This is a genomic window from Paenibacillus taichungensis (assembly GCF_003287275.1).
Classification (GTDB): domain Bacteria; phylum Bacillota; class Bacilli; order Paenibacillales; family Paenibacillaceae; genus Paenibacillus; species Paenibacillus taichungensis_A.
Window position 1 is genome coordinate 172,502 of the sequence record NZ_QEVW01000010.1, and the last position, 12,959, is coordinate 185,460.

The 12,959-nt window shown below is 46.0% G+C and carries 11 protein-coding genes; 7 read left to right on the top strand and 4 right to left on the bottom strand.

Annotated features, from left to right (window positions below; genetic code table 11):
• Positions 1-69: 69 nt before the first annotated feature.
• Together DC345_RS17690 and DC345_RS17695 are read right to left on the bottom strand one after the other, a co-directional pair.
• Complete coding sequence (locus tag DC345_RS17690; protein WP_113054184.1) at positions 70-1,587, bottom strand: glycoside hydrolase family 43 protein; 1,518 nt, start codon at positions 1,585-1,587, stop codon at positions 70-72.
• 9 nt (positions 1,588-1,596) lie between these two features.
• Positions 1,597-3,285 (bottom strand): ABC transporter substrate-binding protein, encoded by a 1,689-nt coding sequence (locus DC345_RS17695; protein ID WP_113054185.1) that lies wholly within the window; start codon positions 3,283-3,285, stop codon positions 1,597-1,599.
• Positions 3,286-3,448: 163 nt separating this feature from the next.
• Here DC345_RS17695 and DC345_RS17700 point away from each other — a divergent pair, with 163 nt between their 5' ends.
• Positions 3,449-4,333, top strand: coding sequence for a helix-turn-helix domain-containing protein (locus tag DC345_RS17700; protein WP_397333677.1), 885 nt, complete (start codon positions 3,449-3,451; stop codon positions 4,331-4,333).
• 42 nt (positions 4,334-4,375) lie between these two features.
• Complete coding sequence (locus DC345_RS17705) at positions 4,376-4,735, top strand: winged helix-turn-helix transcriptional regulator (protein WP_113054187.1); 360 nt, start codon at positions 4,376-4,378, stop codon at positions 4,733-4,735.
• Positions 4,736-4,823: 88 nt separating this feature from the next.
• On the opposite strand, the gene DC345_RS17710 is transcribed toward DC345_RS17705, so the two are convergent.
• Positions 4,824-5,351, bottom strand: a complete 528-nt coding sequence (locus tag DC345_RS17710; RefSeq protein WP_181586631.1) for an NAD(P)H-dependent oxidoreductase — start codon at positions 5,349-5,351, stop codon at positions 4,824-4,826.
• 299 nt (positions 5,352-5,650) lie between these two features.
• Positions 5,651-6,568, bottom strand: a complete 918-nt coding sequence (locus DC345_RS17715) for an ArsR/SmtB family transcription factor (protein ID WP_076290172.1) — start codon at positions 6,566-6,568, stop codon at positions 5,651-5,653.
• A 351-nt stretch (positions 6,569-6,919) separates the two neighbouring features.
• Here DC345_RS17715 and DC345_RS17720 point away from each other — a divergent pair, with 351 nt between their 5' ends.
• The 5 genes from DC345_RS17720 (at position 6,920) to DC345_RS17740 (ending at position 12,831) form a co-directional block, all read left to right on the top strand.
• Positions 6,920-7,879, top strand: a complete 960-nt coding sequence (locus DC345_RS17720; protein ID WP_113054199.1) for an arabinan endo-1,5-alpha-L-arabinosidase AbnA — start codon at positions 6,920-6,922, stop codon at positions 7,877-7,879.
• A gap of 132 nt (positions 7,880-8,011) precedes the next feature.
• Positions 8,012-9,352: an ABC transporter substrate-binding protein gene (locus DC345_RS17725; protein WP_113054189.1), complete on the top strand. Its 1,341-nt coding sequence runs from the start codon at positions 8,012-8,014 to the stop codon at positions 9,350-9,352.
• Positions 9,353-9,593: 241 nt separating this feature from the next.
• Positions 9,594-10,484, top strand: coding sequence for a carbohydrate ABC transporter permease (locus DC345_RS17730; RefSeq protein WP_062324023.1), 891 nt, complete (start codon positions 9,594-9,596; stop codon positions 10,482-10,484).
• Positions 10,485-10,510: 26 nt separating this feature from the next.
• Positions 10,511-11,353 (top strand): carbohydrate ABC transporter permease, encoded by an 843-nt coding sequence (locus DC345_RS17735; RefSeq protein WP_090894108.1) that lies wholly within the window; start codon positions 10,511-10,513, stop codon positions 11,351-11,353.
• A 56-nt stretch (positions 11,354-11,409) separates the two neighbouring features.
• Entirely contained in the window at positions 11,410-12,831 is a 1,422-nt protein-coding gene (locus tag DC345_RS17740) for an arabinan endo-1,5-alpha-L-arabinosidase (RefSeq protein ID WP_113054200.1), read from the top strand.
• Positions 12,832-12,959 lie beyond the last annotated feature (128 nt).

Here is a 12,959-nt window from a genome sequence, read left to right on the forward strand (position 1 = left end):
TGAAGGGGATGATTTTAATAGAGGTTATATTGTAGTTTGTACATTTATATTCGAAGGTCACACGATTATTTAATCCAGTGGTTCATAATCAAACCAATCGAACAGACTGGGTGCATCTTCTCCTGATGGATTGTGAGCATACATGGCAATGATGACTCCTGTGAAGCCGCCCGCCACTTCAGTAGAGAGCAGATGGGTTTCGCCCGAGCCGAGGACAGTGCCAGTTGTTGAACCTTGCTGCACGGAGAATGTGAATATATCACGCTGGGCCTGAATCTGTAATATCGCAGGTCCAGCTCCACAGTCCCGAATTACCTCTGTTCTTAAAGTACCAACCGTTCGTCGGAATATCATTTTTTTGTGACCGTTGACCCGAGTTATAGCCAGATCATAATGATATTTCTCATTCATATAGACGGTCAATCCCGCTTCGTCGCCATCATGCGTTGGATCAAAGTTCATTTTGGCAGCCAAGTTACATAAGAAATGGCTCAAGCGACGACCTACAAAGGCGGGATTTCCATTATCATTGAGAGATACGGGGTTTCCTCGCAGAACAAGATGGCCCGGGTGTTCTGTGAGTGACCAACTATCTGGAGCTGGATTCCGTAGGAAGATCCAGTCCAGACCAAGTGTGGACACATTGAAATCATCCCGGGTTCCCTTGTGGGGCCATTGGACTTCAGGCAGCTGCGGGCCAATCATGACAGGCTCAATATGTCCGTCATGACCGATGATAGGCCATCCTTCACTCGTCCAGTTCACGGGTGCGAGGAATGTCTCACGCCCCAAGTGATGCCGCAAGGGGTAGGCTGCTGGGCGTATTCCAAGGCATACCGCCCACCAGCTTCCGTCATGTGCTTGCACCAAATCGGCATGCCCAGTGGCGTGAATGCTGCTTTTCATGCTTCGGTTCGAAAGGATCGGATTGTGAGGGCAGGGATGGAAAGGCCCATATGGATCCGTGCTTCGTGCAATGGTTTCCATATGCCCGTATTCGGTTCCCCCTTCGGCGATCATCAGATAGTAGAGGCCATTTATTTTGTACAAGTGTGGGGCCTCAGGTGCGGCACCGCCAGTTCCCTTCCAGATGAACTGGCTCTCTGTCAGCTTGTTGCCCGTCAAGATGTCGATCTCGCATTGATAGATTCCCTCACCTTCATTCCCATTACAGGCGGATTGAAAGTAAATACGACCATCATCATCAAAGAATAGGGAGGGGTCTATGCCATCCTGGGCGACAAAAATAGGATCGGACCAAGGTCCTTCAGGTTTCATGCTTCGTACATAGAAGTTGCCGCCTCCGCTTACATTGGTAGTTGTCATGTAGAACCAGCCATCATGGTGGCGTAGAGTTGGCGCATAAATACCTCCGGAACTGCCCGCTTTGGAGAGTGGAAGCTGTTCGGCAGAAGTGAGTACATGGCCAATCTGTCGCCAATTCACAAGATCTTTGCTATGAAAAAGGGGTACACCCGGGAAATATTCAAACGTGCTGGTTACGAGGTAATAATCTTCGTCTACCCGACAGATGCTGGGATCTGGATAGAAGCCCGGAATCACGGGATTGGTGTAGTTCGACATCATATAGTGCTCCTATTCATTCCAGAGTTTAACGCGATCCTGGACGTATTTGGTGAATCCCTGCTCCATTTTTTCGACATCTGCATCAACAAGCTTCTGCTGATAGTCATTCCAGATGGCATCGAATTCTTCCGGTTTCGCCATGACGGCCAGCGGAATCTGTTTCCATGTAATATCCTTCACTTTATTAGCTATAATGTTGATTTCATCATCACTTGGCACAGAGATATTCCATACCGCTCCCCATGGTTTTACCGGGAAATCCTTTTCGTTCGGAAACAGATCCATCCAGGTCGTTGCATCGTAAGCTTGAAGGGTCTCTTTCTCTACATCTGTATAATTCTCAATAATCTGTTCCGGGAAGTTCTTGGTATAATAATTGTCAGTAGAGTCTTTCGCGCCATCCCCGTAATGACCACCTATATTGGTGTAAAGGCCTACGCCGGATTCTCTGGTGAAGGCGATATTGTCATTAATAATGCGATGCTGCACATCCGCGGGTACAACTCGCTTACCGTCCTCCATCGTATATTGCTTACCTTCTATGCCCCAATAGTTAAGGATTTGGCCTTCCTCGGAAGCGAGAAAATCCAGAAATTTAATGGCTCGGACCGGATCTTCTGCACTTTCAGTTATGCCTACACCCCAGCCAGCCATGAACCCAGTGGACTGGTATCGGTTATCCTTGTATTGATCGGATAGCATGACAGAATAATGTCCATAGGTTTGATCATTTTTTCCTGCAGCCTTCAGCGCCTTTTCCCCATCGGAGTAGCCCCAGTCTGCATCGATCAGACCGATGACACGACCAGAAGCGACTTTGGCCAGATATTGATCGTTTTTCTGAATAAAAGACTCCTGATCAAGCAACCCAGTGTTATACATATGGTTAAGCCATTGGAAGTACTCTTTCTCACCTTCCGTGCGGAAATGGTAGGTTGCTTCATGCGTTTCCGGATCAATGTAGTACTCTCCATCACCGGATTTACCAGTAGTCTCAGCCGCGGGATTTGTCACGGTAATTTGAATGTGCCAGTCATCCGCGTTTAATGTCATGCCGATATTTTTGTTACCATTCTCATCGGTAGGGTGCTTCTCCAAATAAGATCGAATGACATTTTCATAATCTTGCAGTGTCTTGATCTGAGGATACCCGGCCTCCTGCACAGCACGATGCTGAAGCTCAAAACCTGCACCAGCCACGAAGTTGACCCCGTCTATGGCTGAGTAGGTAGGAATGACATAGATGGAAGGATCGTCGTTACTGTAGCGCAGACGTTTGATTTGGTCACCGAAGAGTTTTTTGATGTTTGGGGCATGTTGATCGATCAGATCAGTAAGGTCCAGCATTGCTCCTGCATCAACCAATTTGTCCAAATCCCCCTTGGGACTGATCAGATCGGGGTAATCACCACTTGCTGCGATCAGTGCCAGTCTCTGTGCGGGGTCCGATACTGCGAATTCGGCATCCAGTGTGATGCCTGTCTGCTTGGTAATTTCCTTGCCGACATCATCCTGCATCTTATTCCAGTTCGCGTTGGAATCTGCTCCAAAGAAAGTCAACGTCATCGGCGAAGTATCACTGGCATTTCCTTCTTTGTTTTCTGAGCTTTCATTGCCACTACTGCACCCTGTCAGCAAGCTTAATGAGAGTGTAAGTGCAACGGAAACTTTTGCAATCTTTCTCATCGAATGAACCATAATGACCTCCTAATGTTATTCGTTAATTTCTTGAATTCGCTTACAATAATCACTCAATCTGTGCTGTATTTGCATCGCTACATGAGGAATTATAGAGAACCAATGATCGGCAAACCTTGATTTTTCGGTCATGGAGTAGCATGATATAGACATTCATTCCAACATGAATCATGGAGGCGAACTGTTGAGCAACGCCTATTTGAATTGGTTTACAGCTGATTTGGAATTTCCGTTCTACATTCAATATGGAGGACATGACGAAGACACCGAACTTCATAAGCATGTGGACTTTTCGGAACTTGTTATTGTCCTGAATGGCAATGCGACACATGTTGTTAATACGGAGGAGTTTTTTGTTAAGAAAGGCAATGTATTTGTGATTAATGGTTCCACTCCGCATGCCTACAGAGATCCTCATGATTTTCAGATATGCAACATTATGTTCAGACCCGAAATGCTTGCTTCCGCCGGACCGGATCTGAGAAAATCAAAGGGGTTTCAGGCTTTGTTTGTATTGGAGCCGTTTTATCGCAATATTCACTCCTATCCGAGTAAAATGTCCTTGCCTATTTCCAATCTGGAGTATGTGGAATCACTGATCTCTGTCATGATTGAGGAGTATAGAAGCAGACAGCAAGGATATCAGACGATGCTGATCTCCCGTTTTACGGAGATGGTTGTTTATCTGTCGAGGCATTATGAGACACAGGAGAAGGGGATTGAGGGCACTAATCTGATGCATCTGGCGAATGCCATTTCCTATATCGAGGATCATTATCTGGAACCCCTGACCTTGGAAGAGATTGCAGGGAAGTCGAATGTTTCTATACGGCATCTGAATCGCATCTTTCGATCCTATTATCAGATGACGCCCATCTCGTATTTACAGAAGCTGCGACTGGAGAAGGCGTGTTATCTGTTAAAACAGGGGAACCTGTCCATTACTGAAATTTCTTATGAATGCGGGTTTAACGATAGCAATTATTTTACCCGGCAGTTCACAAAGATGTATGGCATTTCTCCCAAAACGTACAGGCAATCTCTATAACATGCCGCTGTGGTGTGATGAACGAATGAAGGAGGGGTGAGTGTGAGAGAAACCTGTGTTCCAACTGGAGTGGCACTAAAAGATACCGGCTTTGGATATACGCTGTCCCTGGTAAACGGTAAATATAAAATGGTTATTCTATATTGGCTGTCCGAAAACAAAGTGATGAGGCATAATGAGCTGAAGAGAAGCATTGGTACCATTTCTTACAAAACATTGAGCGTCATGCTTAAGGAGTTAGAGGAACATGATCTGATTCTACGCAAAGAATATCCCCAAATTCCGCCCAAAGTTGAATATTCATTGTCGGAACGAGGAAAATCAATAATGCCACTGTTAGATATGATGTGTGATTGGGGAGAAGCCAATATGGCGTCTGCCCCAGGGTTAATACAATGCTAACGGTCAGGTTGTGAGAGATTAAAAAAGCAAAATGCAGTATCTCTTGAAAATTGGAGATACTGCTTTTTTGATCTGCTCTGAGTGGGCTTTAGAAGTTCTCCATGAAACGTAAATAGTTATGTGCGCTTTGTTCCAATTCATCTGCTGTAGGTTCATGTTCTGCCCCGTAGAAGGCAAAGAATGGCCGATAATCGGCATCGCAGTAATAGAAAGTCGTCTCAAAAGGCGTTAGCAGTTGTCCAAGGGTATAGCGATATTTGCCCTCTTCCGTGTAATCCGCCTCTTTGATTCCGGCAGATACGGCCAAAGCGACTTTGCGTTGCTGCAATTTGTCCCCCTTGGAGCCGTAAGCCCAGCCATACGTAAAAACTTCATCCAGCCATTGTTTAAGAAGAGGTGGGCTGCTGAACCAATAGAACGGAAATTGCAACACAAGATGGTCATGACTTTCAATGAGCTGCTGTTCTTGCTGCACATCAATATGTCCATCAGGGTAAACTTTATAAAGTTCATGTACCGTATATTTTTCTGGATATTGTTGGAGTTCTTCTATCCATCGTTTGTTGATGACCGACGTTTCCGGGTTGGGATGTGCTACGATGACAAGTGTTTTCAAAATGAATTCTTCCTCTCTAAGCTATAATGTTTCTTGAGTATAAAGGGAGAATTGCCAGGATGTAAGTATGCACTTTTAGTACAGGTACTTACCTTAAGGTAAGTACCACCGGTCGTTTTGTATGTTCATTAGAGGCACTCCAAACGGTCATGGATATGAGGTGTGGCAGGGGGTTATGGGAACATGCAGAGCGTCTCGGGAAGGTTAAGTCATAGAAAGGAGTATAGCCGCCAGATTAATGCTTGGCGGCTGTTTATTAATTTTTAAGTTATAAACGTGGTGTGTTCGTAATGAAGTCATTATTCCTCTTGCACATTATAGAGCACACGGGCAAGCAGATTCTGACCATAATTGCCGAAATTTTTGCCAAAGATCGTCAATCCGCGTTTGTTCACTGGTCCGTCCGTTACAGCAATTCGAAAGTGGATATCGCTTTTGTAATCCAGGCCAATCTCGTCCAGAGTTACATCGGAGATGCGGCATCCATCAATATAGCTGCCCTCTTGGGTGATACGGATCAGTTTCAGCATCCCGTATTGATTCAGATGCGGCGGCCACCAGTCCGGATTGAACGTACCACGGGTATTACCAAAATCTCCTGGGCTCGTCCAACAACCAATCTCGATGCCGTTAACGTAGAAATAAATATCCGAAGGGTAGTTGTCGCAAAAACCTGGTGCCTCCGAACCCAATTCCATGGACAACTGGATTTCGCTGAACGTTTGGTTGGGCTTAAGGTAGTTGGGAATTCGATATTCGAGATAACCTTCGGCTAGCCAAATCATCTCCGCATCAATACGGAGTGGATCAGCAAAGTAACGTGGATCATCGAACTCACCGACAATGCTGTCCCGGGTAGCGAGACCACATGTAGGAGCTGCCTGATAATCGCTATAATGCCCTACCTGAATTTCAACCTCGTATCGGTTATAAATCTCCTGTGAACGCAGGTCCACCATTAATTTTTCCTCATTGAGATAACATATCTTCTGAATTCCATGTTTACCAACCGCAGTATTGATCTCAATCAGACCGCTTTCTTCCAATTTCTTAATATGCATTGTAATGGCGCCATTGCTGAGCCCCAGTTTGGTTGCGAGATCATTGAGGTTAAGACTCTGGTTCTTGGCAAGCAGTTCAATGATCTGGATCCGAATTTCCGAACTGAGTGCCTTGAAAATATTAACGCCAGACATCAGATCTTTAATATAAATCATAGGTGGTTTTCCTTTCCACGTTCTGAACAAAGCCCTGCTGACCCAGGCTTTTGCACATTTATATGGTTTGTTTTAGATAATTATAAATGATTACCCGATGGAAGGGAAGGGCGGAGTAAAGGAAGCCAAATCCCTTATATACATAGCATAAATGGGCGTAATATTCATAAATTGATGAATATTTACTTTAGAAAATAACTTAAATCATTTCATATATATTTGAAATATACCATTGAAATGTGATGTAACCGCTTTTATAATCCTAGTATACCTAAATTGATTTAATACTTCATGAACCAAATTAACTATTTGATCAGGAGAGGTGGATTCGATTTGGAAAAGTTCAAAGGAATGACAGGATTCAGGAAGAAACGTTGGGCATTACCTGCACTACTTGTACTTGTTTTGCTATTGGCGGGTCAGTCCCGGGCATTCGCGGCATTTTGGAATCTGAGCGGAGATATTGCCGTCCACGATCCATCCATCATCAAAGAAGGAAACTCATGGTATACCTTCTCAACAGGTCCTGGCATTCAGGTCCTGAAATCAGATAATGGCTCCTCCTGGTATCGTGTTCCGCAGATTTTTCTGAGCAAGCCCTCCTGGTGGGCCTCTGCCGTTCCGGGACAGAGCGGTCTGGAAGTATGGGCGCCTGACGTGGAGCAGTACAACGGAAAAGTGTGGCTGTATTATTCCATCTCTACCTTTGGCTCCAACAGATCTGCGATCGGGCTTGCGTCTGCAACCAGCATTGGAGCAGGTCAGTGGAAGGATGAGGGGTTAGTACTTCAAACCACAACCGCCAACGATTATAACGCTATTGATCCGAATCTGGTCATCGATGCTTCAGGCAACCCGTGGCTGGCTTTCGGTTCTTTCTGGAGCGGTCTGAAGATTGTGAAACTGGACAAAAACACAATGAAACCGACCGGAAGCATATCCTCCATTGCGGCGCGTCCGAATAATGGCGGGGCCATCGAAGCACCAAGTATTGTGTACCGTAACGGTTATTATTACTTGTTTGCCTCCATTGATTCCTGCTGCCAGGGCGTAAATAGCACGTACAAAATGGTCTATGGACGTTCGACAAGTATCACAGGACCGTATGTGGACAAAAACGGTGTGAACATGTTGAATGGTGGCGGAACCCTATTGGATTCGGGGAATGTCAAATGGAAGGGACCGGGCGGTCAGGATGTGTATAACGGTAATGTGATTGCGCGCCACGCCTATGATGCTGATGATAATGGCAATCCGAAGCTGCTAATCAACGACCTGCTGTGGGATTCCAGCGGCTGGCCAACCTACTAGTTTGTTTTAAATAAATATAAAATGTTTTAACAAAGTATTGACTAAAGTGATCTGGATTTGATAAATTTAACAACAGAAATCTTATTTTACTGAATTGAATACGGTTACAAATCCAGATCAGGAGGGGTTCAGATGGTAAAGAAAAAAAGATTGGTCACACTTATGCTTTTAATGCTGGTAAGTGCACTCGTGTTTGCGGGCTGCGGAGGAAGCAGCGGATCAAGCGGGGACAAGGAATTGACATTCATGTTCCGTGGTGGCACAGATGAACAAAAGGCATATCAAGCCGTTGTTAAAAAGTTTGAAGAAGAGCATCCAGGTGTCAAAGTCAAAATTATCGTAACAGCTGCAGATCAATATGCGACAAAATTGAGAGCTGCCATTACAGGCAACAGCTTGCCGGACGTATTTTATTTTAACCCTGGTGATGTGAAAGCCTATGTGAACAGCAATGTGCTAATGAACCTGACACCTTACATTGAAAATAATGCGGACGTAGATCTGGATAACATCTGGAAATATGGTGTGGATCTGTATCGCTATGATGGCAAAATGGCAGGTCAGGGCGATCTCTACGGCATGCCGAAAGATCTGGGTCCGTTTGCACTCGGTTATAACAAAACATTATTTGAAAAAGAGGGCATCCCATTCCCTGATAAGGACAAGCCTTACACATGGGACGAATTCATCAAGGTCAACCAACAAGCAACCAAGGATACGAATGGAGACGGTAAACCGGACGTATTTGGTACAGGCTTCAACGTACAATGGGCGCTGCAGTCCTTTGTATGGAGCAATGGTGCAGACTGGTTGGATGACAGCAAAACAAAGGTAACCATTGATGATCCGAAATTTGCGGAAGCACTGCAATTCTTTGCAGACATGCAAAACAAATACAAAATCACGCCTTCCATTGAGGAAGCGCAAACATTGGATACGTACCAACGCTGGATGAAAGGGGAAATGGCTTTCTTCCCGGTAGGTCCGTGGGATATGAGTACATTCGAGAAACTGCCTTTCGAGTATGACCTGCTGCCTTTCCCTGCCGGCTCTACCGGAAAATCAGCGACGTGGATCGGTTCACTCGGTATCGGTGTATCGGCCAAAACGAAACATCCGGAAGAAGCTGCGGCATTGGTTAATTACCTCACAGCTTCCAAAGAAGGCATGCAGCAGTTGGTTGATGCCAAAGTACAAATTCCGAATCTGCTTGATATGGCAGACGAGTGGGCCAAGGATACTTCAACGAAACCGGCCAACAAACAGGAATTCATTGATATCGTGGAAGATTACGGCCGCGCGCTTCCAGGGAACTACACGTACAATGCGGAATGGTATGACCTGTTCTTCACTGATATCCAGCCCGTACTGGATGGCAAGATTACAGCCGCAGAATATGTGAAGCAGCAGCAGCCAAAAATGCAGAAACTGTTGGACAAAGCAGTAGAGCAAGAGAAAAAATCTCAGAAATAAGCATTTTGCAACATGCTGAAGTGTGACTGAAAAGATTGAAGGGTAGGTTCTAGAGAGAAGCAGCCCACCAAATGGATAGAGTAATAGATTCCGTGTTCAAAAAAAGGCGGTGCCAGCAGCCTGCTATCACGCTGCTGGCATCATTTTGGATTCCATACGGGTATGTTGCATGAATTGATCGAGCAAGCAGGCGTGTATCGATTCATGCAACATGCTGATATTAGAAACAGGGGTGAGCGCAGTGATTACAAAATCTAGTTTGTATCGCAAAGAGAGGCTGTACGGATATTTGTTTATTTTGCCTCCGGTTCTTGGTTTGCTGATCTTTGTTCTGTTCCCTTTCCTATATTCCTTGTACGGTTCGTTTACGGATTGGGATGGCTTGGGACAGATGAACTTTATCGGTTTAGCCAATTTTAAGGATTTGCTCACGGATGATCTGTTTTACAAAGCAATGTTCAACACCTTTTATCTGATGCTGGGTATCCCGATTGGTTTGTTGCTTGCATTGCTGCTGGCGATGGGTCTGAATCGTAAAATTCCCGGCACTACAACGTTCCGTGTGATCTATTATATTCCGGTCATTTCTTCCCTCGCAGCGGTGTCCATCATGTGGAACTGGGCGTACAACGGGGATTACGGATTAGTGAACCAATTCCTTGATCTGTTCGGTATTGAAGGCCCTAACTGGCTCGCAAACAAAGATACGGTTAAACCGGCCCTGATTATTATGACGGTGTGGAAAGGTCTGGGTTATACGATGTTATTGTATCTGGCTGCACTGCAAAGTGTATCACGTACATATTACGAAGCGGCTGAGCTTGATGGAGCGAACGGGTTCCAGATTTTCCGCAACATCACCTGGCCGATGGTGAAGCCGGTTACCTTTTTCCTCGTTGTTACGAATATTATTGGTGGTTCCCAAATCTTCACTGAAATGAACATTATGACGCCTACGGGTGGTCCTGAATATTCATCCGCATCGATTGTCTTCTACATCTGGCAGAAAGCATTCAGTAACCTGCAAATGGGTTATGCCTCTGCGATGGCCATGATTCTTGGTATTTTCATTTTTGTCATTACCTTGGTGCAGTTCAAAATGAACGAAAAATCAGCCTATGATGGGGATTAATGGTCTAGGAAAGGAGTGAACCGGAGATGTCTTACAGTCAAAAGAGGAAACTAACGAACTCTATCATTTTTATCGTTTTGGCACTTGGTGCTATTGCGATGATTGCACCACTGATCTGGATGTTGTCCACTTCTGTGAAGGAGAAGCAGGATGTGTTCGCACTTCCGCCCGTGTGGATACCTGAAGTGTTCCAATTCGGAAAGTATAAGGAAATCTGGGAAGCAGGTCCGTTACTCAGCGGGATCAAAAACAGCTTGATCGTGGCGATCAGTGTTACCGTTGTCGGGACGTTTACGTCGAGTATCGCTGCCTTTGCTTTTGCCAAATTGAGATTTCCGCATAAAAACAAACTGTTTCTTGCATTGCTCGCATCGATGATGATTCCGTATCCGACGGTCATGATTCCGCAATTCATCATGTTCTCCAAGCTGGGCTGGGTGGACACGCTCTTGCCGCTTATCGTTCCCGGATTATTTGGGAACGTCGTTATGATCTTCTTCCTTCGTCAATACCTGCTTAGTGTACCTGATGCCATTATTGAAGCAGCGAAAATTGATGGCAGCTCCTATTTCCGACTGTACTCCAGCATTACGTTCCCGCTCATTAAACCAGCGATTGCAGCTCAACTGATTCTCTGGTTCATGGGCATCTGGAATGATTATCTGGCACCGATTATTTATCTGAATTCACCAGAGAAGCAGACACTACAGCTCGTTATTGCGAACTTCAATGCCACGTATGCGATCCAGACGGATTACCCGCTTATTATGGCGGCGTCCATTGTTGCGCTGCTGCCGGTGTTGATCATCTTCCTGATCTTCCAGAAACAGATTATTGAATCGGTAGCGATCTCTGGAGTGAAAGGATGAATCAGCGGAGAATATTCCGCGGGTGGACGAATTCAGGAAAAGGAGTTGTTGCTTCCATGTTGCTTATGCTGCTGGTTGGGGCTACAGGCTGTTCTGGAGATGGAGCAGGGGAATCAGTTTCCCCGCCAGTCTTTCCGGATGCTCCCCAAGATACTCAATTGTATGACACCTCCATTCTGGACGACGAATCCCGTTGGACGGTGAACAATGCGCATGATCCGGCTATTATCAAAACAGATCAGGGATATTACGTCTATTCCACAGACGTTCGTGTAGCAGGGGAAGCGAAACCGGGCGTCATGGTACGCAAATCGGATGATTTAATTAACTGGAAATGGGTAGGTCAAGCATTGCCAGGTATCCCAAAGGAAGCGCTTGATTGGACAGGTGCAGTTAACCTGTGGGCACCGGATGTGATTCAGGTTGGTGATACCTACCGAATGTATTATTCGGCTTCGACCTTTGGCAGCACGCGGTCGGCCATCGGTTTGCAGACATCCCCGTCCCCGGAAGGTCCTTGGACAGATGAAGGATTGGTTGTTAAAACATCCGAGAATGAAAAGGATAAGTTGAATGCCATTGATGCCAATCCAGTCTTGGATGCCGAAGGCAATTCATGGATGGTTTACGGTTCCTTTTTTGACGGGATATACATTGCACCTCTCGATCCGGAAACCGGAAAGTTCAAGGAAGAGGGGTATGGTACCCGCATTGCTGCCCGTGATCGTGCTACGGAAGAAGGTGCGGTGGAGGGGCCATATATTGTCTATAACCCGGAATTTAAAAAGTATTATCTATTCGTCTCATATGATTCTTTATTCGAAGATTATAACGTGCGTGTAGCCCGCGCTGATTCCATTACAGGCCCCTATACGGATGTAAATGGCATGAACATGCTGGATACGGAGCATCTGCCTCAATACGAAGTAGGAACCAAAATTCTGGGTGGCTATCGCTTCACCGAAGGTGAGGGCTGGGTTGCACCAGGACATAACTCGGTTCTTAAAGATGGTGACGATTATTATATCGTGCATCATGCGAGAGGCGAGACGGATAAAAACTGGCCGTACTTGCATGTACGTAAAATGCTGTGGACCAAGGACGGCTGGCCTGTTGTATCACCGGAACGTTATGCAGGGGAGTACGCACAGGACATACCGAAGTCGATGATTGCCGGGGAGTGGGAAGGTCTGGCTGTTGATCCGTCGGTGGACGGACAGGTACAGGCAGTGCCTTACACCTTGCAAGCCAACGGCAAATTGAAAAGCGAAAACGGTTCAGGCAAATGGACGTTTGACGGCAAACAAACACTGACGCTGGAGTGGAAAGAAAGCCCGTGGGGCGGAGCCTCCACAGAAGAGCTGAAGTTGCTCCCGTCCTGGGACTGGGAGCGAAGCCAGCCTGCACTTGTGGTTACTGGCCTGAGCGACCGCGGCATTGCTGTCTGGGGCAAGCAGATTAGCGCCGCGGAGAAATAGAGAGCCGCCCAGTGTTAGGTGAAGTCGACCGAGAAAAGCGGTCGACCCCATAGAAACAGAGCCACACCGATGGCTCGGAGTTTGGATTTGGTTCAGCGAGCGCGGTTAGAGCGAAGCTGTTGCTTTCA

Bases quoted from the DNA above. Each gene is read 5' to 3' on its own strand.
- DC345_RS17690 (WP_113054184.1), bottom strand. From the start codon at position 1,587: ATGATGTCGAACTACACCAATCCCGTGATTCCGGGCTTCTATCCAGAT.
- DC345_RS17695 (WP_113054185.1), bottom strand. From the start codon at position 3,285: ATGGTTCATTCGATGAGAAAGATTGCAAAAGTTTCCGTTGCACTTACA.
- DC345_RS17700 (WP_397333677.1), top strand. From the start codon at position 3,449: ATGAATCATGGAGGCGAACTGTTGAGCAACGCCTATTTGAATTGGTTT.
- DC345_RS17715 (WP_076290172.1), bottom strand. From the start codon at position 6,568: ATGATTTATATTAAAGATCTGATGTCTGGCGTTAATATTTTCAAGGCA.
- DC345_RS17720 (WP_113054199.1), top strand. From the start codon at position 6,920: ATGACAGGATTCAGGAAGAAACGTTGGGCATTACCTGCACTACTTGTA.
- DC345_RS17725 (WP_113054189.1), top strand. From the start codon at position 8,012: ATGGTAAAGAAAAAAAGATTGGTCACACTTATGCTTTTAATGCTGGTA.
- DC345_RS17735 (WP_090894108.1), top strand. From the start codon at position 10,511: ATGTCTTACAGTCAAAAGAGGAAACTAACGAACTCTATCATTTTTATC.
- DC345_RS17740 (WP_113054200.1), top strand. From the start codon at position 11,410: ATGTTGCTTATGCTGCTGGTTGGGGCTACAGGCTGTTCTGGAGATGGA.